The sequence below is a fragment of the Salipaludibacillus neizhouensis genome (assembly GCF_002886185.1).
Taxonomy (GTDB): Bacteria; Bacillota; Bacilli; order Bacillales; family Salisediminibacteriaceae; genus Salipaludibacillus; species Salipaludibacillus neizhouensis.
Genome location: NZ_KZ614146.1, coordinates 2,547,545 through 2,567,408 on the forward strand (window position 1 = coordinate 2,547,545; position 19,864 = coordinate 2,567,408).

Here is a 19,864-nt window from a genome sequence, read left to right on the forward strand (position 1 = left end):
GAGGATATAGAACGTTGAATTTATCGTGTGTATGCTCCTACATTTTTTTGGTCTACATCTCCATGTAAAGCAGCATTTAAACTTTGAGCAATTAGGTGGGCCATATCTTTTATGAAATCATCTACTTCTTTAGGAGTTACCATAAGATTTTGCCCTAACGGTGACAGAACCTCTGCTATGAGTTGTCGCTTTTCTTGCTCTTCCAATCCCCCAACTACCCCTAAATAGAGCTCTTTTTCCTTGTCACCTGGTAAGTCCTCATCGGTTAGTTTTCTCTTTTCTCCGAATGTCATTCCAGCAGGAGCTAACCTTCCTTTTGGTCCTTGAGGATCCCGAATTTCTTTTCCAAAATGCTTTAAAATATAATCAATCGTATCACTAGTGATTGAAACAGCATCTACAACAGTAGGTACTCCAATCGCGATAACCGGAATCCCAAGAACTTCTTCGGATAATTCTTTCCGTTTATTACCAACCCCTGAGCCTGGATGTATCCCTGTATTTGAAACTTGTATGGTTGTATTCACTCTTTCAATAGAACGCGATGCCAGGGCGTCAACAGCAATGATAAAATCGGGTTTCACTTTTTCAACAACACCCATAATAATATCACTCGTCTCAATTCCAGTAAGTCCCATGACACCTGGGGTCAGTGCACTTACTTCACGAAAACCTTCCTGGACATTTTCTGGCTGCAACTGGAATAAATGTTTGGTAATTAACAAATTATCAGTAACCATCGGCCCTAAAGCATCTGGTGTTACATTCCAATTTCCTAATCCTACTATTAAACAAGAATCTTCCTTTCCTACCCCTACAGAATCTAAAAAGTGACTAAATTCTCTTGCAAAAACATTTTCCGCTTTGGCTTGAAGTTCAGTATCTTTTTCCCGTATTCCTTCAATGTAAAGTGTTAAATACTGTCCTGCTTTTTTGCCGATAGCGTCCACTGCACTATCCTCAATGGTTACGTAAGTAATATCAATTCCTTCCTCATTTTTCTCAGAAACACTTACTCCCTGTAATGATGATGGAGAGTCTGTGTCCTTTTCTTTTACAATGCCCTCTCTTTGTTTTGCAAGATCATGTGCTTCTACAGCCAGGTCGGTTCTGACCTGAAATTTCGTTAAATCCAATTCTTCCATCTTTCACACTTCCTCTCTTTTCTCCATCTTCACAAACCATTGATGGAAAATGTTATTGCATTTTAAAAAAGCTTTTGGTACAATCCATAGTGTTGCACACAAAACAAAACGTTATTACTGTCTAGGGGGTGAATAAGATGGCAAACATTAAATCTGCTGTCAAACGTGTCCAAACAAATGAGAAGCGTCGCGCTCAAAATGCTGCATTTAAATCAGACCTTCGTACGGCAATTAAAATTTTCAATACAAAAGCTGATCAAAAAGATGTAGATGGTTCTAAACAAGCATTCCTATCTGCTACTAAGAAAATTGATAAAGCTGCAAATAAAGGAATCTTCCATAAAAACGTAGCGAACCGTCAAAAGTCTCGCTTACAACAGCGTTTAAACGAAATTTCTGCTTAATAAAAAAAACCAAGTTACAGGGATTTCCCGAACTTGGTTTTTTTTATGGGTTATTTTCCGATTCTGATTTTAGTTCCCCTTTGTATCAAGAATAACTCTACCCCTAAAGCATCATTCATTTTTCCTGTTTTAATCCGAAAATCAAGTTCAGCAAGCTGGTCTAAGTAAGACAGTAATTCTTCATCCTTAAATCTTTGCACTTGCTTTAATGCTAATTTAACAACATACGGATGAAGTTTAAGCTGGGAGGCGATCATTTTCTCCCCGTAACCCTGCTGTGACAACTGCTTCACCTGATATAATATCCGAAATTGACGAACCATCATTGCAAGTATTCGTAAAGGTGGTTCTTTTTGTTTAATTAAATCCTTGAATATTTTCAGCGATTGATGAGCTTGACCTTTCACTACGCCATCAACTAAAACAAAAATATCTTGCTCTAGTGACCGGACTACTAGCGAAGATACATGTTCCTTAAGTACTTCGTTGTTTTCTCCGACATGTAAAGCCAATTTTTTTATTTCAGAAGCCATTTGCATTAAATTGGCAGCTGTTAATGTTATCAGTTCTTGCTCAGCACCTTCGTTAAACACTACTTTTTCTTCTTTCGCTTTCGATTGAATCCATTGTCGCAATTCTTTTTCAACCAGAGGACGGGCCTCCATAACCGTTGCTTGTTTTTTCATTAATTTTACTATTTTTTTTCTGTCATCTAATTTTTCGTAAGGAGCTAGCACAATTAATACAGTTTCTGGTGCCGGTTTTTCTATGTAGCTTACTAATTTGGTTAAATCATGTTCGACTTTTTTAGGATCTTTTTGGCCAGAAAAAAAGATGGCATCTTTAATTAGTACGACTCTTCTTTCCCCCATAAAAGGGAATGTATATGCTTCTTCCACTGCAATTTCCACAGGATTTTCAGCCATATCGAACTTTGATAAATTAAAATCCTGCTCTTCTGCAGAGAGCCCTTTTGAAATAATACGATGCAACATGTCTTCAAGTAAGTAAGTTTCCGTTCCGTATAATAAATATAAAGGAGCTAACTCCCCTTTATTTAATTCTTGCAATACTTTTACATAGGACAAGACTTCCTCCTCCTCCTTCACCATCTCAAGTTTACCATAGCTTTAGGAGAATAGAAAAAGGGAAACGCCTGTCTCAGGCGTTTCCCATTTATGATAAACGCCACCCTAAAAAAGACCTAGGTTCCTTCCGGGGACGATAATCAATCTTGTAGTCATATGTTATCCTATGTCTCGTTAATATATAGGTGACAGCACTTAGGAAATAGAGCCAATTTATATTAAATGTACCAGTCTGCATGTTCTTTTTAATAAATAATTTAGAGGAAATCAATTCACAAAAATTTTTTCTTCTACATGCTTAAGTATGGATTTTTCCAGCGAAATGACTTATACTAAAATAAGCATATGCACCTTGATTTTGGATCACACATTTCGCTGGTGAAAAGGCGCTCGAGCTAGTCGGTGTAAGAAACAGATTTGTACTTTCTTACCTTTCTAAAAAGCAACAGGAGGGATGCAAAATGAACGAATTTGAAAAGGATGTTCAATCAAATCGCAATGATGCTATTGATAGCGGTATTGGATTTGTTGTAGTATTTGGTTTTTTTATGACCATTTTCGCTATTGCACAAGTAATCGATCTCCTATTTTAAATGATGGTACTACATAAATAACACGCTTCCTTTAGACTTGGAAGCGTGTTTATTTCTTTAATGAAAACGCGTAGCGTCTTTTATTAAATACAGCGTGATCTTTCGCCACCATCACTTAAGTGTCAAGGGTGGGTTTCCCTTTACACTTGTGGCGTAAAGATAGCTGCTAATTTTATAAATTCTTATTTCTTTTTAAAAAACATTAATTTACAGTTAATCACGGTAGAAATGGCGTTACATTTATAATCCCGTTATTTATTTTTATCACAATAGCCCCTTGCTTATCTGTTCGAAATACCTTCGTTTTATGGCTCGCAAATCTTTCCAATACTTCCGCACTAGGGTGACCATGACGATTATTTTCACCAGCAGAAATAAAGCCATATGCTGGTTTTAATTGGCTTAGTAAAGCTTCCCCCGAAGAAGTATTGCTTCCATGATGTGAAACTTTCAAGAGATCTACCGTTATGTCAGGGTAATTCTCAAGTAGCTCTGTTTCTCCATCTTCTTCCAAGTCTCCTTCAAACAACATCGTTCTTCCAGCTAAAACTGCGTATACAACGATAGACCTTTCGTTTTCATTTTCCGTATTCTCTGTTCCTGATGGATGAAAAATATAAAATGAGTTTTTCCCAACACTCCAATTCATCCCTTTTTCGGCCAAAGTAATCTCGACTTTATCATTAAATAAACATTCCAGACTTCCTCTACCTTCTTCTGATATCGGAGTACCTTTAGGATATAACGCCTCCTTAATCAAAAATTTTTCAGATACATAACACGTTTCACCGATGTGGTCTAAATGGCCATGAGACATAATAAGTAAATCAATTTCTTTAATTCCTTTAGCCTTTAAAAAAGGTTCAATAACATAGGCACCAGGTCCTTTAGGGCTTACCGACTCATCTTGTTCTCCCCAGTGTACAACTCCGCCTGTATCGATGAGATAGACCGCTTCTCGATGGGGTAATTCCACGACAATGGCATCACCTTGTCCTACATCTAACATCGTTACGGTTATATCCTCATTCATATAAGGCATGAGAAACTGAATGATAAATGGCAGCAACATGATTGTCCCCCCCAATACCCGTATAAATGTTTGTTTTTTTTCAATAAGAACCATGCCAATAAAAATACTAATATACATACTCCATAGCATCCATTCTGGTGGTTTTCCTAAAGCAATAACACTCCATGAGAGAGTTGATACAAAGTCCAATACAAGTTGAATGAGATGGGTACTGATGGAGAGAAGGTTATAAGTAACTAGAGCTAAAGGAGGAATCACAGCATCTAAGATTACCGTAATAAACGATAGCGGTAAAATCCACATAGAAATAAACGGAATAAACACTAAATTAGCAGGAATAGTTAATACCGAAAAGTCAAAAGAGTGATAAAGAAATAGGGGCATGGAAATAATTTGAGCGGTAACCGTCACTTTAAATAATAACGTTATCGGAGAAGTCTCGTTGAATACTTTGCTAGACAGCAATAAACCAAAACTCGTCAAAAAGGACAACTGGAAACCTAAATGATACAAGTAAAATGGATCGATAATAAGAAGAACGAGACAGACAAACGAAATCACATCGATTCCCTTGAGATTTATTCGATATCTAGTGATGACTAAAAATAGCATACACATGAATGAAGCACGCACGACGGAGGGAGCACCACCAGCAACAAATATGTAAAAAGGAAGAAAAAAGAACACGATTAAGGAAGCTTTTTCTTTCGTTAAACCTATTCGCAAAAGTATATTGAAAATAAAAGCTGTTACAATCCCCACATGTAAACCAGATACAGCTAGCAAATGCAATACTCCTAATTGTCGAAACTGTTCCAATCTTTCTTCATTCATGTACGATCTTTCACCAAAAACAAGGGCTGATATCAATGCAGAAGTTTCCAAATCATCTTTTTGGACTATCTTATGCACTGCTTTGCTCCGACCAGAATCCAACCATTTTAATAAACCTTCCCCTGCGTCACATACAAGGGTATTCTCATTTACTGTCATTCTCCAGTGGATATGTTGTTCGTATAAATATTTTTTATAATTAAAGGTATAGGGGTTTTTAGAGGGAGGAGGAATCTCTAGCTCACCGGTGAAATTGCAGTAGTCATACTTATTGGGGATTGTTTCTAAATCATTTTCTTGCCTGTAAGAAAGTAAGATTTTCTCTCCGTTATCTAACAATACTTGGAATGAGTATCCTCCTGATGTTGATTGTTTTACATTGGAGACTATCTTGCCTTTGAAATTTGCTTCTTCACCTGTCAGTCTCGTTGACATGGTTTCTAGATGGTAAAGTCCATATAAATAAAATATACTCAAAACCAGTACAGATACTACTGCACTTAGAAAGTTTTTTCTTTTCACACCATACACTACAAATGGAAAACAGCCCAACACCAAAAAACCTGCTGACCAAAGATTCCACCCATCAAACGCTAACAGTAATCCTGAGATCGCAAAAAACATAAAACAATAACTACGAGAAAACATGGCTCCCCCCTTGTGCTGAACGCAATAAGAAAAACGCAAAGCGTCTTTTATTAAATACAGCGTCAGCTTCCGCCGCCATCTCTTAAGTATCAAGGGTGGTTTCTCCTTGATACTTGCGGCGAGAAGGTAGCTCCTAATTTTATAAATTCTTATCTCTTAAAGTTAAAACTGCATAGCAGTATCATGCAAAAACTTAGAGTCTTTAATAGCTATTTTGTTGCGTCTGCCTAGAAGAGCGAGTTTGAGCACCTCTGTCTAAAGTAAAAGGACAATCTCTAAAAATAATAGAACTATAAGTAGCTTCGAGTTTTATAATATAGATAAGTAAAAATAGGGATTTTTAAAAACAATGCTGGGGGGATTAGTAAAAGTTGGAAACTGTTGCAGAGGACTTGCGTCATTAGATCATTATAAAGAAGATTGCCTCATGCACAAACTTGGTATAAATTATGAGACAACCTCATTTAAATAAATTAACTTAAGGAGTTGCTGTAAAAAGTTTATTTGCCTGATCTTTCAATTTTTCAACTTCTGTTGATTCTACACCATTTTCTTCTAGTTTATTTAATAGATTTGCCGCGAACGTTAATTTCTCCTTTGAATTAACATCCAGAATCATTTCCTCCAGCTCGACCTGTTCCACTTCCACACCACTCTGTTCAAACATTTCAAGAGCAAATGGATGATTCTTATACTCTTTTGCGTAAATAACTTTTTTAATTCCAGCTTGAATCAAAGACTTACAGCAATTCAAACAAGGGAAATGCGTGACATATATTTCCGCACCCTCGGTGGGAACTCCAAACTTCGCACATTGCAAAATTGCATTAATTTCAGCATGAACTGTGCGGGCACAATGATCATCGATTAGATAGCAACCATCATCAATACAGTGTTTTCCACCCGATATAGACCCATTATATCCGCCAGCGATCATACGCTTATCTCTAACAATTGTAGCTCCTACCATCAATCTCGTACACGTACTTCTAAGGGCTAACAAATGACTTTGCGCCATAAAATACTGATCCCATGAAATTCGATCCATTTTATGTATTCCTCCTAATTACTCTTCATTCTCTATCCAGTTTAGACAAAGCCTGTCCCTCACGTCAATCAAAATAAAAAGGTGCACATTTCCATTAAAGAAAATAATTACCTAACTATGAGAAATTCTTTTATTGACTCCAGTGTTTTCTCGCCTATGCCAGGTACCTCAACTAAATCTTCAACATTTTGAAAGGGTCCATTCTCGTCACGATAGGCAACTATAGCTTCTGCTTTTGAGGGACCAATGCCCGGAAGCTCCGTCAACTCTGTATCTGTTGCCTGATTCAAAAGTATCCCTTCATTCGAAGGACTTTCACTCACGCCAGATATGTCGCTTATTTCCGCTTCTTCCCCTTCTTTTGGAACCACGATCACCATTTCATCATAGCACCTCTCTGCCAGATTTATCGCTTCTTTAAGAGCTTCTCCTGTGAATCCTCCAGCCTGTTCAATAACATCATGAACTCTTTCACCATCTTTAACTGTATACACACCTGGATTTGTGACTTCTCCTTTAACATCAACTACATAAAAGGAAGGTTCGACTTCTGCTTCCTCTTCACTATTATCCTCGGGACTCTCTTCTTCCCATGGAAGTGATGAAACTTCTGTCTCTTCGTCCTCCGTTGAAAAAGAAGAAACACCGAAACCAATCAAACCGCCAACAGCCACTAATATCGTTACACCCAACACAATGAACTTTTGCTGAACGTTATTTTTAGTGAAATTCATTATTTTATGCTCCTTTTCTACTTGCTTTAGTTTTGACACGAACCCCTTTCCTTTATCAACAACTCGTCTAATCATTCACTAACATTAAAAAATCATAGGAAGCTTATTCGTTTCATAAGTATAAGAATTAGTTTATTAGGAGTGAAGTATATGAAAAATATCGGCTTCATCGGTACAGGAAGTATGGGGAGTTTGATCATAGAAGCATTTATTAAGGCAAAGTATATTCCTCAAAAAAATGTACACATGTTAAATCGTACTATGGAGAAGCCATTAAAATTGCAGGAAAAGTATAAGAAAACCACGATACATCAAAATGTTAATGAGTTGCTTAGGGACTGTGAGTGGATTTTTTTATGTGTGAAGCCTCATGAGATGGTTGCTGTCCTAGAATCTATGAAAGAAAATATTACCACCAATCATATTATTATAACGATCACAAGTCCTCTTCAAGTGGAAGAATCAGAAAGGATTTTACAGCCTTCTTCTATCCCTGTTGTGCGTTTCATCCCAAGCATTGTTAATCTTTCCTTAGATGGGCCTTCCTTAGTGACATTTGGCTCTCAGTGCACCAAGAAGCATCGGAAAGAACTTTGGGAAATGTTTTCTTCTATCTCCAGACCTCAGCTGATCACTCCACCTATCACAAGAGTAGCGTCTGACATTGCCAGTTGTGGACCAGCATTTCTAAGCTTTCTCTTAATGAAAATGATAAAAGGAGCTACAGACGAAACTGAAATTGATGAAGAAACGGCTCTAAAAATAATGGAACGGATGATTATCGGTTATGGTGAAACTCTTCGACAACAACATTTTGATTTAGAAACCTTAAAGAAAAGAGTTACAGTGCCGGGTGGTGTGACTGGAGTTGGATTAAAAGTACTTGAGGATGAAGTAGGAATGATGTTTCACCATTTATTTCGAGAAACAGAAAAAAAATATCGCGAAGACCGCCGAAAAATTGTTGAGCAGATAAAAGATAGGGAGGAACCATGAGTTAATCGTTAAAAAGAAGTTTTGACTATGTTATTGAATGAAATGAGGAAGTTTTGAGTAGTTAAAGGCAGTGCCCCTGATTCGGGGCAGCCTATGCTTATCTATTCTTTAGTATATAAGAATAAACAATTTTTGAAAACTATTTTTTTACAGCTTTGAAAAAGATACGGTCTTTCTCTTCTAAATCCGTACTTTCACCAAAATCACTTGAAATTTCAATCTCTTGAAACCCAGCTTCTTCCAACCATTGCTTATATTCTTGCAGTTGAAAAGTTCTTTGATACTGAGTTTCATCAATACGTTCGTATGAACCATCTTGTTTTTTCAGAAAAAAAGTAAGCTCGTGTTCGATACTCAACGTTTCTTCTCCTTGTTCACAAAACCACATATAGGAAATATCTTCCCCATTTTCTCCGTAAAGCTGATTTGAAAAAATGTATTCCATTTTATATTCTGAATGAACATCAAACAAAAATACCCCATCAGACTTCAAAGCTGAATAAGCTTGTTGGAAGGTTTGTTTGACGTCCTTTGAATCAAGAAGGTAATTCAAACCATCGCAAAAAAGCGTAATGCCATCGAGCTGTTCAAATCCGCTAAAAGATCTCATATCTTGAAGTATAAAAGGAATATTTAATCGTTGCTCTCTTTTTTTATCGTCAGCAATTGTCAACATGTCTTGAGACAAATCTACCCCAAACATGGTAAATCCTTGCTTTGCAAGCATACATGTAAACGTTCCAGTTCCGCATGCCAGATCTAAAATACTCCCTTTATCAGGGAAATTAGTTGTTGCAAATGACAGCCATGACTTGTAGGGCGCGTCTTCCATTAAACTATCATACAAGGAAGCGAAGTGATCGTGTTTCATGTAATCGTCCTCCTTGTACTATCTATTCAGAATTTCTTCTACGTCGATTATACGTGCGTCTCCCCATAACTTTTCGAGGTTATAGTAAGAACGCTCTTCCTTATGAAAGACATGAACGATCACATCATTTAAATCAATTAGGATCCATCTAGCCTTATCTGCTCCTTCTAACCTTTTAAGTTCAAAGCCCGCTGCCACTGCAGATTTTTTTATTTCGTTAGCAATCGCGGCTACTTGTGTTTCTGAATTACCATGGCAAATCACAAAATAATCCGCTATTAGGGAAACTCCTTGCATATCTAATGTAGTTATTTCATGCGCTAGTTTATCATCCGCTGCTCTAACAGCTATATCCAGTTTCTCATTCGAATTCATATATTATTGACAACCTCCATTTTTAATAAAAAAAACATATTTTAACATTTTCCTCTTACCAGCTTTAAAATTAATTAAACGAGTTACCTTTACTATAACCTATCTTAAAACAAAATCATTATATGCTGCAAAAGTATCCGGATATATCGGCAACTGTTTATTGCTTAAATATTGAATCGTATTTCCCAGTGCAGTCAGACAAGCCAGATCAAGATTTTCATCGGAAATTTTTCTTACTTCTTCCGCTTGTCGAAATGTTCTGCCTGGTTCTATATAATCCGCCAAAAACACAATTTTTTCTTCCAGTGACATACTTACTTTTCCCGTCGTATGAGATCGAATACATGATAGGATTGTCTCATCCGTGATGAAAAGTTCTTCTTCAATAAATACAGCTCCTACAAATGAGTGAAGTATCTCATCGCCATAGTCTAACATGGCATTGGGGAGTTTATCGCACGTTTGCACTTTACGCCTCATCTCAATAATTGGACGGTGCTTTGCATAATCGTGAAGAATTGCAGCTAATCTAATTTTTTCTAGATTGCCACCATAAATGCCAACTAATCTTGTTGCTTCCTCCGTAACTCGCACAGTATGCTCATAACGTATAGGTTTCAAGGCCTTTTGAACCGTTTCAAATGCAGTAACCTCATTCATATAAACGATTCTCCTTTATAAATTGGTATACCTCATTTAGAAGCAAAAACTTGTTCTCCTTGTTCGATCTTATACTTTTCCGAATATAACTAGACGATAATTCAACTGTCACTTCCTCTAGTAAAAGCACTTCTTTTGGGACACTAACACGAGGAACTTGAAAACCTGGTCTAACTATAACTATAAATGGCAACATCGCTTGTAATTCTTCGCTTTTATGCCAAGAATGGAAATTTTTCAAGCTGTCTCCACCCATTATGAACGAAAATTGCATATTCGGATAGTCCTCTAGAAGATCTTGAACCGTATCGGCTGTATATGAAAGACCTTTTCGTTGCATTTCGATGAGGCAAAGTTTATAAGAATCATGAGTGTTAACCATCAGTGTCACTAAATCAATACGTTGCTTCTCCGTGGTTTTGGAAGAGACTTTTTTATGGGGAGGAACATAATTCGGCATCCACCATATCTCATCCAACTCTCCTTTTATTCTTGCTTCCTCGGCCATAATTAGATGCCCGAGATGCGGAGGATCAAATGTTCCACCAAAAATACCTACTTTTTTCATGTTGCTCCTCCCTATTAATTCGGAAGTTCAATCGATTTTTGTTCTTTAGATTCCTTGTAGAAAATCAATGTATTCCCGATAATTTGAACGACTTCCGCTTTCGCTCCACGCCTGATTTCTTCTGCGACAACTTCTTTATCTTCTTCGCAGTTTTGTAAAATACTTACTTTAATGAGTTCCCTTGCTTCTAATGCATCATCTGCCTGTTTAATAAGGTTTTCATTCACTCCGCCTTTTCCAACTTGTAATATTGGCTTTAAGTGATGAGCCTCTCCTCGTAAAAAGCGTTTTTGTTTTCCAGTTAGCATAATTATCCTCCTAATTCTTTCATAACTACATCTTTCATTATTTCCCGTGGAGCTTCCTGTCCTGTCCAATACTTAAATGATAGTGCACCTTGATTAACAAACATGTCTAAACCGTTAAGAATCTTTGCACCTTTTTTTTCCGCCTCCAGTAAAAATCTTGTCTGGAAAGGAGTATATATAAGATCGCTGACAATTACATTTTTACCTAGCATCTCTAGTGATAAAGGCATGGTATCTATGTCAGGCGTCATTCCAATCGAAGTTGTATTAATTATAATATCAAATTCTGTTAATTTGGCCTGTGCCATTCCAATTGGCATAGCTGCTGAACTTGTGTACTTTCCACAGTCCTGTGCCAGACTTTCCGCTTTAGATAACGTCCGGTTTGTTATAACCAATTCCTTTACACCATAAGAAGCCATCGTTATAGCTACACCTTTTGCTGCACCACCTGCACCTATTATTAATACACGAGAGGAGGCAATCGTTTTTTCTGAAATTGGCTGCAAAGACTGCATATAGCCTTCTCCATCTGTATTATAACCTACAAGCTTACCATCCTCCTGAACAATCGTATTAACAGCTCCTATTTTCTCTGCTAAAGGATCAATCTCATCAAGAAAATTCATAATTTCCACCTTGTGTGGGAGCGTGACATTTAAGCCCTTCACTCCCAAGCCTCTCATTCCCTGAACTGCTTGTTCTAGATACTGTTTAGGAACATGAAACGCATGATATGCTGCATCTAAATGACAATATTTAAAAGCTGCTTCTTGCATGACCGGAGATAAACTATGCGAAATTGGATCGCCTATCACACCATATACTTGTTTCATTCTCCATCACTTCCCCTATTAGCTAATTAAAATTAAAATATTGAAGGTCTTACACTTACCGTGACTCCTTTAGGTGCATAAGATTTTACAATACTACCTGAACCACTAACAGTCACCCAGCCCAATCCAGAAAAAACAAGGTCGTATTTCCCCTCTTTTATTTTCCATTCTTTCTCTGTCATTTCAGGAAAAGCAGCTATATTCTCTTTTTTAGGCGGTGTTAATAGCTCCCCTAAATGATTAGAATACAATTCATCAGCTTTTCCCGTTTTAGTACGATGAATATGAAGATCATTGGATACATAAACAATAAACGATTGAGGTTCTCCATTATTAAAGTCCACTCTTGCCAATCCACCTAAGAATAATGTTTGACCCGAAGTAAGTTGAAATATTTTTGGTTTCACTTCTTTTTTCGGTGTAATTATCTTAAGCTCTTCTTTATCTACAAGGTGAGCCATCTGATGATGATTAATAATTCCAGGTGTATCAAAAAGATTAGAACCGTCGTCTAGAGGAACATCGATCATGTCCAATGTCGTTCCGGGAATGTTTGACGTTGTGATTAACATCTCATCTTCTGCTCCAAACTCCTTTAACAACTTATTAATAAATGTTGATTTTCCAACATTGGTGGAACCAACGATATATACATCTTTTTTACCACGATGTTCATCGATTAAATTTGCAACATCCATCAATGCTTCACCTGTGTGCGCACTCATTAAGTGCACATCTGTAGCCGTCAAACCATATTCTTTTGCTGTCCGTTTCATCCATTGAATGACCTTCTGCCTTTTTACGGATTTAGGAAGCAAGTCCACCTTATTACCAACAAGGAGAACTTTATTTTTTCCTACAAATCGATGTAAACCTGGCAACCAACTTCCATCAAAATCAAATATATCAACAATTTTAACGATAAGGGCTTCTTTTGTTCCAATTTCATTTAGAATTTTTAAGAAGTCGTCATCTTTTAAAGAGACATCTTGAACCTCATTGTAATGTTTTAACCGATAACATCGCTGACATATAATAACATCTCGTTCCATTGCTGAAGATGGTGTGTACCCTAGTCCATCTTTACTCTCCGTTTGAATTTTCACTCCACAACCCGAACAAATTACTTCTTCTCTTCCGATTTCTCCCATTCTATTAACCCCTTCTTTTTCATTGATTGGAAAACTATTCGCTCAATCCGACGATTGAATTTAGTAAAAAAACCATCGTTTTTAGCTACTGGCACGACGAGTATCGTTTGAAACCCACTTCTGTTGCCACCTAAAATATCTGTTAACAGCTGATCACCGATCACAACTGTTTCTTCTCTTTTTACATTCATGAGTTTGCATGCAGTTTTAAACGCACGGCTCAACGGCTTCTTTGCACTGTGTATAAATGAAATTTTATGAGGGTCCGCAAAATACTTTACTCTCTTTTCATTATTATTAGATACAATCACAACTTGAAACCCTAGTTCTCTTAAATTTTCAAACCAAGCAATTAATTCTTCTGTAGCATCTGGACGATCCCATTCAACTAGGGTATTATCAAGGTCTGTTATTATTGCCTTGATACCTTTTTCTTTGAGTTCGGTAATCGATATATCAAACACAGATTGAACATATTGGTCTGGAATAAATTGTTTTAGCACAAACTTCCCCCATTTCGCGTTCAGAAATTGCATTTTCCTCTATTAGAAAATATTTCATCTCTTTATATTACCTGTAATCGATCATTGATTTCAAATATAACTAGAAATTTTAAAAATAAATTGCAACTATTACAAAAATCTTTCGACAAAATTTTACATTTATGCTTATCTGTGGATAAGTTTTTGCACAGGAACAAAAGAGATGTACCTTTTATTTAGAGTCTTTATAAACAACATATCCACAAAGATATCCACCGATTTTGTGGATAATGTCTCGTTTGAGTACCACTGACATTCGTGGTAATATCAACTAAACTCACTAAGAAAGACACTTTCTAAAGAGTGAACGTTTTGAATAAAAGGAGGATAATTTTCATGAGAAGATATGGAGCGATGCAAAATTTGTCCGATGAACTTCTTGTTGAAACATACTATAAAGCTCGAGAATTAAACCTATCTGACGATTTCCTGTACTTAGTACTTAAAGAAATGGAACTGCGTGCTATTTATGATAAGAAAATTGATCTATAGAAAAAAATAGGACAAGTACCAATAACTTAAGCAGCTATTTCTCTTGTCCTATTCCTGACGCCTTGTAATAACCCGGATATATTCCCTGGGTTCAAACTTTATTGGTATTAATCGTTCTTCATCTAATTGAAACCCCTCATACTGATCCTCATTTTCACGATATTTCATCATGTCATTCATTGTATTTATATGGAGAACACCTCCAACAGAAAATATAAAACTAAATATTATCAAAGATATCAATACTTTTCTTTTTAATCTCAACAAGGTCACCTCCTTTTATTATAAGGGTGAGCCTGTTTTTTTTATTTATACAATGAAACAGAAAATTTTTGAGAAGAATACTCTTTAACTAAATTAAAGATGCTATGTAAGAGGATTGGCTTGTTTTCAGGGGAACTTGTTTGGAATAAGTACCGTTTTCTATCCTCCTCAATCTAATCGCTCCGCGGGGGGGCGGGTCAGCCTTCGGATCTTTTTTCACAGGAGTCTTGCCGGATTAGCAATGATTGGGGCCCCCGCAAGGACGAGCGTTACTTCACGAGTATGCATCGAGTTTTATAAACTTTTATAAAAACAAACTGCTTAAAAACAACATTTAGTCATAACAAATCGTAATTTTAAAAAAGATTTTAAAAAAAGATTTCATTTGTTTTAACTGTGTTTCTACATATTTAACATTATTTATAAAGTCCACGCATGTTAAAGTAATAAAGGATGCAAGGACATTCGATTTATATTATACTTTTATTTGCGCGAAAAAGAGTAATTCCCTGCGACCCATTTAATAAAAGTGGTAAAATAACTGGTAAAATGAAAACCCATGAATCAATTGTTCAATAAGGAGGTAAATAACTTGTCAATGCTTCATTTTGTTGCTTTAGCACCTTTTATAGTAGCGATAATCATTCCGTTTCTATACAAAAAATTCCGTCATATACATACAGGCTGGTTTGTTTTGCCAGTCCCTTTACTACTATTTATCTACTTAATTCAATATCTCCCTTTGGGTGGAGAGGCCATGGAAATAGTAGAAAACACTGTTGCTTGGGTGCCCTCTTTAGGCATAAACTATACTGTCTATTTAGATGGTTTAAGCCTTTTATTTGCCTTGCTGATCACTGGAATAGGGGCTTTAGTTGTTCTCTACTCCATTTATTACATCGCAAATAAAAGAGACGAACCACTTAACAACTTTTACGTATTTTTGTTAATGTTTATGGGAGCTATGCTAGGAGTAGTCTTATCCGATAACTTAATGGTTCTTTATGTATTTTGGGAGATCACAAGCCTTTCTTCCTCTTTGTTAATTGCCTATTGGTATCATAAAGAGAAATCACGTTATGGGGCCTTAAAGTCTATGTTAATAACTGTTGCAGGTGGATTCGCTATGCTTGCCGGTTTTGCATTGCTTTATGTAATGACTGGAGCTCTCGGCTCTGCAACTTTTAGTATTCGTGAAATCATTTCATACGCGGATGTTTTAAAAGACAGTCCTTTATTTTTACCCGCAATGCTATTAATTTTACTTGGAGCTTTTACAAAATCAGCTCAATTCCCTTTCCATATATGGTTGCCTGACGCTATGGAAGCACCTACGCCTGTTAGTGCTTATTTACACTCTGCAACCATGGTTAAAGCAGGAATTTATTTGGTAGCTCGCTTTACCCCTTTATTTGGCGGGGAGGCTGAGTGGTTCTGGATCGTAACCGGGGTCGGATTATTTACCATGCTATGGGGATCCGTATCCGCAATTAGACAAAAGGATTTAAAAAGTATTCTTGCCTTTTCAACCATTAGTCAGCTAGGTTTAATCATGAGTTTGCTTGGCCTAGGGTCTGCAGCTTTGTATTTTGATATTCCTAATGCCGGATCGGTCTACTCGGTCGCCATTCTTGCGGCAATATTCCACCTTGTTAACCATGCAACTTTTAAGGGCAGCCTATTTATGGTAGTAGGGATTGTGGACCATGAAACAGGTACACGTGACATTCGTAAACTTGGTGGACTTATGGCTCTAATGCCTATTACATTTACCATTTCACTCATAGGGATCGCTTCAATGGCTGGATTACCTCCTTTTAACGGTTTCTTGAGCAAGGAAATGTTTTTTACCGGCACGCTGCAAAGTATGACGCTTGATATTTTTAACGTTCAAACACTTGGTTTTATTTTCCCGGTTGTTGCTTGGATTGCAAGTGTATTTACGTTTATCTACAGCATGATTTTGTTCTTTAAAACATTTACTGGAAAATACCAGCCTGAAAAACTGGATAAAGAGGCTCACGAGGCTCCAATGGGCTTATTAATCCCGCCAATTATCCTAGCTTCTTTAGTTGTAATCTTTGGTTTCTTTCCGAATTTATTGGCCTACACGATCATTGATCCTGCGATGCAATCCATTCTGCCAGGACTCCTCACAGAAGGAGAACAATTTGACGTAAAAATATACCATTGGCATGGACTTAATCCCGAATTGTTTATGACGATAGCTGTTGTTGCTTTCGGTACACTTATTTATTTGAATTTAGACCGCTGGAAAGAAACTACTTTCTTCATGAGAGAAAGAGATCCACTTAACGCATTTTACGATAACGGATTAGACGGGTTGGTCACGGGATCTCAAAAAGTTACAAAGTTACAAATGACCGGCTTACTAAGAGATTACATTCTTTACATGTTAGTTTTTATTATTGGTATGATCACCTGGACCTTTATAAAATTCAATGCTTTTCAATACGACTTTGCAAATCTGACTTTGGTGCCTCCATATTTATGGATTGTAATACTAGTAATTATTGCAGCATCCATTTCTTTACCATTCATCTCCCATCGGATATCTTCCATCTTAGTCCTTGGTGTGATTGGTTTTCTTGTAGCACTGCTATTTGTGATTTTTAGAGCTCCCGATTTAGCATTGACACAATTACTGATTGAAACAGTGATGGTTGTACTCTTTTTATTGGCTTATATTTATTTACCTGAGCTGAAAAAAATAGATGTGAAACCGAGATTTAATATATTTAATTTAGTCGTTTCTATCGGTATGGGACTGGTTGTTATTGTCACGGGAATAAGCGTCCATGCAATGAGAAATGATCTCGACATCACGTCCATTTCTGAATATTTCATTGAAAACTCAAAAGCTTTAGGTGGCGGCTATAATATGGTCAATGTCATCCTTGTCGATTTCCGTGGTATGGATACATTACTTGAAGTGTTGGTATTATCTATTGCAGCATTAGGTGTTGTAACGATGATTAAATTGAAAATGAAAGGAGGAGAGGATATATGAAGACAAATTACCTCATGCTCCATACCATTACTCGTATCGTTACTTTTATCATCCTTTCCTTCTCGATTTATTTATTTTTTGCAGGACATAATAGTCCAGGTGGAGGATTTATCGGTGGATTAATGATGGCTTCAGGGCTTATTCTTCTCTACTTAAGTTTCGATTTAAAGACTATTAAACGAGTTTTACCATTTGATTATTCAACGCTTATTGCAACGGGATTGTTAATCGCTTTGTTAACTGGCTTCAATGGTCTATTGTTTGGAGATCCTTTTCTTACTCAATATTTCGATTACTTTGAATTACCTATACTAGGTGAGGTTGAATTAACAACCGCTCTTCCTTTTGACCTTGGAGTTTTTATCGTTGTCGTTGCAATCACTCTATTAATAATTTTAACCATTGCAGAGGATGATTCATAATGGAAATATTAATGATCGTCACAGCTGGCATCATCATTTCTGTGAGCACGTATTTATTGCTAACGAGAAGTATATTAAGGGTAGTATTTGGGATTGTCCTTTTGTCACATGGGGTCCATCTATTAATATTAACAATGGCTGGTTTAATGGGAGGGTCTCCGCCGCTTTTAACAGAAGATGCTTCTTCCTATACTGATCCACTTCCTCAAGCATTAATTTTAACTGCTATCGTTATTAGCTTTGGAGTTACTGCATTTGTATTAGTACTTGGATATCGAACGTATAAAGAACACAAAACCGATGATTTAGATCAATTAAGGGGTAATGGCGATGAATAATATTGTTGTATTACTTCCAGTCCTAATACCTTTTGTGGCAGGCGTAATTCTTATATTCTTCAAGAATTTCTCGACGATTCAACGTACAATCAGTGGTCTTGCTGCATTTATACTATTATTCAGTTCTGTTTTCCTCACGTATCACGTTTATCAGGACGGAATATTAACATTGGAGGCTGGAAATTGGTCCGCACCATTCGGTATCATTTTTGTTGCCGATTTGTTTGCTGGATTGATGACTATCCTAAGCGGAATTGTTGGAGTAGCTTGTCTCTTTTTTGCTTATAAAACCATTCATAAGGATAGAGAAAAGTTTTATTTCTATCCGTTTTATTTTTTCTTATTAACCGGGGTTAATGGTGCCTTTTTGACGGGCGATATATTTAACCTGTTTGTCTTTTTTGAAGTTATGCTGATTTCGTCTTACATATTAATTGTAATGGGCGGAACAAAGTACCAGCTTAGAGAATCTTTCAAGTATGTAGTAATTAATATTTTCGCTTCTGCTTTATTTCTAATTGCTCTTGCATTTCTGTATTCGTTAACAGGTACTTTGAATTTTGCACATCTCGCACAACGAATTGCTGAGGCTGAACAAACCGGTGTCTTCAATGTTGTAGCGATTCTATTACTAATCGTATTTGCGATGAAAGCAGCTTTGTTTCCATTGTATTTTTGGTTGCCTAATTCCTATTATGGACCTCCTACAGCAATTGCAGCTATCTTCGGCGGACTTTTAACAAAAGTAGGTGTATATGCGATTTTCCGAGTGTTTACACTCGTATTTATACACAATATTGATTTTACACATTCGGTAATTTTATTTTTGGCTGGAGCTACTATGTTTGTAGGAATATTAGGTGCTGTCGCCAAGTTCGATTTCAGACATATCCTGTCTTACCAAATTATCAGTCATGTTGGGTATATGATTATGGGACTAGCGTTGTTTACGCCATATGCGATAGCGGGTGCCATATTTTATATAGCACATGATATGATTGTCAAAACATCGTTATTTCTTTATGCAGGCGTCACACAGAAAATAACAGGAACAACGGATCTAACAAAAATGGGTGGTTTATTAAGAACATATCCCCTGTTAGGCTGGCTATTTTTCATTTCAGCTATAGCACTTGCAGGTATTCCCCCACTAAGTGGATTTTTCGGAAAGTTTGCGATGATCGTAGCCGGTTTAGATCAAGGTCAGTATATTATCGTTTTTATTAGTTTACTTGTAGGATTATTAACGCTGTACTCTATGATCAGAATATTTATCTATGTTTTCTGGGGAGAACCTAAAATAGAGAATGACAAAGATAATCCTGTGAAAATAATGCCTTTACTACTCCCTATTATTCCTTTAGCAGCTTTGACGATTGCAATGGGAGTATTTGCAGAACCGATCTTCTCATTCTCTATGGAAATAGCAGAACAGTTACTGGACCCATCACAATACATTGAATCTGTGTTTAAGGAGTAGGTA

22 protein-coding genes are annotated in these 19,864 nt (G+C 36.7%); 8 read left to right on the forward strand and 14 right to left on the reverse strand.

The genetic code is table 11. The features are described 5' to 3' along the window. Positions 1–20: 20 nt before the first annotated feature. Positions 21–1,145: a GPR endopeptidase gene (gpr, locus tag CEF18_RS12060; RefSeq protein ID WP_110936705.1), complete on the reverse strand. Its 1,125-nt coding sequence runs from the start codon at positions 1,143–1,145 to the stop codon at positions 21–23. 137 nt (positions 1,146–1,282) lie between these two features. On the opposite strand from gpr, the gene rpsT reads away from it, so the two are divergent. Further along, positions 1,283–1,549: a 30S ribosomal protein S20 gene (rpsT, locus tag CEF18_RS12065; protein ID WP_110936706.1), complete on the forward strand. Its 267-nt coding sequence runs from the start codon at positions 1,283–1,285 to the stop codon at positions 1,547–1,549. 50 nt (positions 1,550–1,599) lie between these two features. Here the strand turns inward: rpsT and holA are convergent, their stop codons facing one another. Further along, entirely contained in the window at positions 1,600–2,637 is a 1,038-nt protein-coding gene (holA, locus tag CEF18_RS12070) for a DNA polymerase III subunit delta (protein WP_110936707.1), read from the reverse strand. A 461-nt stretch (positions 2,638–3,098) separates the two neighbouring features. Here holA and CEF18_RS12075 point away from each other — a divergent pair, with 461 nt between their 5' ends. Further along, positions 3,099–3,230, forward strand: a complete 132-nt coding sequence (locus tag CEF18_RS12075; RefSeq protein ID WP_110936708.1) for a YqzM family protein — start codon at positions 3,099–3,101, stop codon at positions 3,228–3,230. Between the two features lie 217 nt (positions 3,231–3,447). Here CEF18_RS12075 and CEF18_RS12080 read toward each other — a convergent pair whose 3' ends face one another. From CEF18_RS12080 to CEF18_RS12090, 3 genes are all read right to left on the reverse strand, one after another. Continuing rightward, the gene (locus tag CEF18_RS12080) at positions 3,448–5,745 is read right to left on the reverse strand and encodes a DNA internalization-related competence protein ComEC/Rec2 (protein WP_110936709.1); all 2,298 of its coding nucleotides are present in this window, start codon (positions 5,743–5,745) and stop codon (positions 3,448–3,450) included. A gap of 478 nt (positions 5,746–6,223) precedes the next feature. Then, a complete protein-coding gene (locus CEF18_RS12085) occupies positions 6,224–6,793 on the reverse strand; it encodes a ComE operon protein 2 (protein ID WP_110936710.1) in 570 nt (189 codons plus the stop codon). Between the two features lie 107 nt (positions 6,794–6,900). Next, complete coding sequence (locus CEF18_RS12090; protein WP_183040876.1) at positions 6,901–7,527, reverse strand: helix-hairpin-helix domain-containing protein; 627 nt, start codon at positions 7,525–7,527, stop codon at positions 6,901–6,903. Positions 7,528–7,677: 150 nt separating this feature from the next. On the opposite strand from CEF18_RS12090, the gene comER reads away from it, so the two are divergent. After that, complete coding sequence (comER, locus tag CEF18_RS12095) at positions 7,678–8,523, forward strand: late competence protein ComER (RefSeq protein WP_110936712.1); 846 nt, start codon at positions 7,678–7,680, stop codon at positions 8,521–8,523. Positions 8,524–8,662: 139 nt separating this feature from the next. Here comER and CEF18_RS12100 read toward each other — a convergent pair whose 3' ends face one another. From CEF18_RS12100 to CEF18_RS12135, 8 genes are all read right to left on the reverse strand, one after another. Next, positions 8,663–9,394 (reverse strand): class I SAM-dependent DNA methyltransferase, encoded by a 732-nt coding sequence (locus tag CEF18_RS12100; RefSeq protein ID WP_110936713.1) that lies wholly within the window; start codon positions 9,392–9,394, stop codon positions 8,663–8,665. Between the two features lie 18 nt (positions 9,395–9,412). Further along, on the reverse strand, positions 9,413–9,769 hold the full coding sequence (gene rsfS, locus CEF18_RS12105; RefSeq protein WP_110936714.1) for a ribosome silencing factor: 357 nt from the start codon (positions 9,767–9,769) through the stop codon (positions 9,413–9,415). Positions 9,770–9,868: 99 nt separating this feature from the next. Beyond that, positions 9,869–10,429, reverse strand: coding sequence for a bis(5'-nucleosyl)-tetraphosphatase (symmetrical) YqeK (yqeK, locus tag CEF18_RS12110; protein WP_110936715.1), 561 nt, complete (start codon positions 10,427–10,429; stop codon positions 9,869–9,871). After that, a complete protein-coding gene (gene nadD / locus CEF18_RS12115; RefSeq protein ID WP_110936716.1) occupies positions 10,422–10,997 on the reverse strand; it encodes a nicotinate-nucleotide adenylyltransferase in 576 nt (191 codons plus the stop codon). The genes yqeK and nadD overlap by 8 nt, the downstream gene beginning before the upstream one ends. Before the next feature lie 14 nt (positions 10,998–11,011). After that, positions 11,012–11,305 (reverse strand): ribosome assembly RNA-binding protein YhbY, encoded by a 294-nt coding sequence (gene yhbY / locus CEF18_RS12120; protein ID WP_110936717.1) that lies wholly within the window; start codon positions 11,303–11,305, stop codon positions 11,012–11,014. Positions 11,306–11,307: 2 nt separating this feature from the next. After that, complete coding sequence (gene aroE / locus CEF18_RS12125; RefSeq protein ID WP_110936718.1) at positions 11,308–12,141, reverse strand: shikimate dehydrogenase; 834 nt, start codon at positions 12,139–12,141, stop codon at positions 11,308–11,310. A gap of 32 nt (positions 12,142–12,173) precedes the next feature. Continuing rightward, the gene (gene yqeH / locus CEF18_RS12130) at positions 12,174–13,283 is read right to left on the reverse strand and encodes a ribosome biogenesis GTPase YqeH (RefSeq protein WP_110937680.1); all 1,110 of its coding nucleotides are present in this window, start codon (positions 13,281–13,283) and stop codon (positions 12,174–12,176) included. Next, positions 13,265–13,795 carry a YqeG family HAD IIIA-type phosphatase gene (locus tag CEF18_RS12135; RefSeq protein WP_110937679.1) on the reverse strand — a complete coding sequence of 177 codons (531 nt, stop codon included), beginning with the start codon at positions 13,793–13,795 and terminating at the stop codon, positions 13,265–13,267. The genes yqeH and CEF18_RS12135 overlap by 19 nt, the downstream gene beginning before the upstream one ends. Before the next feature lie 393 nt (positions 13,796–14,188). On the opposite strand from CEF18_RS12135, the gene CEF18_RS12140 reads away from it, so the two are divergent. Then, positions 14,189–14,326, forward strand: coding sequence for a sporulation histidine kinase inhibitor Sda (locus CEF18_RS12140; protein ID WP_110937681.1), 138 nt, complete (start codon positions 14,189–14,191; stop codon positions 14,324–14,326). 48 nt (positions 14,327–14,374) lie between these two features. Here the strand turns inward: CEF18_RS12140 and CEF18_RS12145 are convergent, their stop codons facing one another. Beyond that, positions 14,375–14,590 carry a hypothetical protein gene (locus CEF18_RS12145; protein ID WP_110936719.1) on the reverse strand — a complete coding sequence of 72 codons (216 nt, stop codon included), beginning with the start codon at positions 14,588–14,590 and terminating at the stop codon, positions 14,375–14,377. Between the two features lie 592 nt (positions 14,591–15,182). On the opposite strand from CEF18_RS12145, the gene CEF18_RS12150 reads away from it, so the two are divergent. The 4 genes from CEF18_RS12150 to CEF18_RS12165 are packed head-to-tail and all read left to right on the forward strand — an operon-like array spanning position 15,183 to position 19,861. Then, the gene (locus CEF18_RS12150) at positions 15,183–17,621 is read left to right on the forward strand and encodes a Na+/H+ antiporter subunit A (protein ID WP_110936720.1); all 2,439 of its coding nucleotides are present in this window, start codon (positions 15,183–15,185) and stop codon (positions 17,619–17,621) included. Further along, positions 17,618–18,043, forward strand: a complete 426-nt coding sequence (locus CEF18_RS12155; RefSeq protein WP_110936721.1) for a Na(+)/H(+) antiporter subunit B — start codon at positions 17,618–17,620, stop codon at positions 18,041–18,043. The genes CEF18_RS12150 and CEF18_RS12155 overlap by 4 nt, the downstream gene beginning before the upstream one ends. Beyond that, on the forward strand, positions 18,043–18,381 hold the full coding sequence (locus tag CEF18_RS12160) for a Na(+)/H(+) antiporter subunit C (RefSeq protein ID WP_110936722.1): 339 nt from the start codon (positions 18,043–18,045) through the stop codon (positions 18,379–18,381). Before CEF18_RS12155 ends, CEF18_RS12160 begins: the two co-directional genes overlap by 1 nt. After that, entirely contained in the window at positions 18,374–19,861 is a 1,488-nt protein-coding gene (locus tag CEF18_RS12165; protein ID WP_110936723.1) for a Na+/H+ antiporter subunit D, read from the forward strand. The genes CEF18_RS12160 and CEF18_RS12165 overlap by 8 nt, the downstream gene beginning before the upstream one ends. The last annotated feature ends 3 nt before the right edge of the window (positions 19,862–19,864 follow it).

What these genes read in the sequence shown, in the direction of transcription:
- gpr (WP_110936705.1), bottom strand. Translation starts at nt 1,145, where the DNA reads ATGGAAGAATTGGATTTAACGAAATTTCAGGTCAGAACCGACCTGGCT.
- rpsT (WP_110936706.1), top strand. Translation starts at nt 1,283, where the DNA reads ATGGCAAACATTAAATCTGCTGTCAAACGTGTCCAAACAAATGAGAAG.
- CEF18_RS12075 (WP_110936708.1), top strand. Translation starts at nt 3,099, where the DNA reads ATGAACGAATTTGAAAAGGATGTTCAATCAAATCGCAATGATGCTATT.
- CEF18_RS12080 (WP_110936709.1), bottom strand. Translation starts at nt 5,745, where the DNA reads ATGTTTTCTCGTAGTTATTGTTTTATGTTTTTTGCGATCTCAGGATTA.
- CEF18_RS12085 (WP_110936710.1), bottom strand. Translation starts at nt 6,793, where the DNA reads ATGGATCGAATTTCATGGGATCAGTATTTTATGGCGCAAAGTCATTTG.
- CEF18_RS12090 (WP_183040876.1), bottom strand. Translation starts at nt 7,527, where the DNA reads ATGAATTTCACTAAAAATAACGTTCAGCAAAAGTTCATTGTGTTGGGT.
- comER (WP_110936712.1), top strand. Translation starts at nt 7,678, where the DNA reads ATGAAAAATATCGGCTTCATCGGTACAGGAAGTATGGGGAGTTTGATC.
- CEF18_RS12100 (WP_110936713.1), bottom strand. Translation starts at nt 9,394, where the DNA reads ATGAAACACGATCACTTCGCTTCCTTGTATGATAGTTTAATGGAAGAC.
- rsfS (WP_110936714.1), bottom strand. Translation starts at nt 9,769, where the DNA reads ATGAATTCGAATGAGAAACTGGATATAGCTGTTAGAGCAGCGGATGAT.
- yqeK (WP_110936715.1), bottom strand. Translation starts at nt 10,429, where the DNA reads ATGAATGAGGTTACTGCATTTGAAACGGTTCAAAAGGCCTTGAAACCT.
- nadD (WP_110936716.1), bottom strand. Translation starts at nt 10,997, where the DNA reads ATGAAAAAAGTAGGTATTTTTGGTGGAACATTTGATCCTCCGCATCTC.
- yhbY (WP_110936717.1), bottom strand. Translation starts at nt 11,305, where the DNA reads ATGCTAACTGGAAAACAAAAACGCTTTTTACGAGGAGAGGCTCATCAC.
- aroE (WP_110936718.1), bottom strand. Translation starts at nt 12,141, where the DNA reads ATGAAACAAGTATATGGTGTGATAGGCGATCCAATTTCGCATAGTTTA.
- CEF18_RS12140 (WP_110937681.1), top strand. Translation starts at nt 14,189, where the DNA reads ATGCAAAATTTGTCCGATGAACTTCTTGTTGAAACATACTATAAAGCT.
- CEF18_RS12155 (WP_110936721.1), top strand. Translation starts at nt 17,618, where the DNA reads ATGAAGACAAATTACCTCATGCTCCATACCATTACTCGTATCGTTACT.
- CEF18_RS12160 (WP_110936722.1), top strand. Translation starts at nt 18,043, where the DNA reads ATGGAAATATTAATGATCGTCACAGCTGGCATCATCATTTCTGTGAGC.
- CEF18_RS12165 (WP_110936723.1), top strand. Translation starts at nt 18,374, where the DNA reads ATGAATAATATTGTTGTATTACTTCCAGTCCTAATACCTTTTGTGGCA.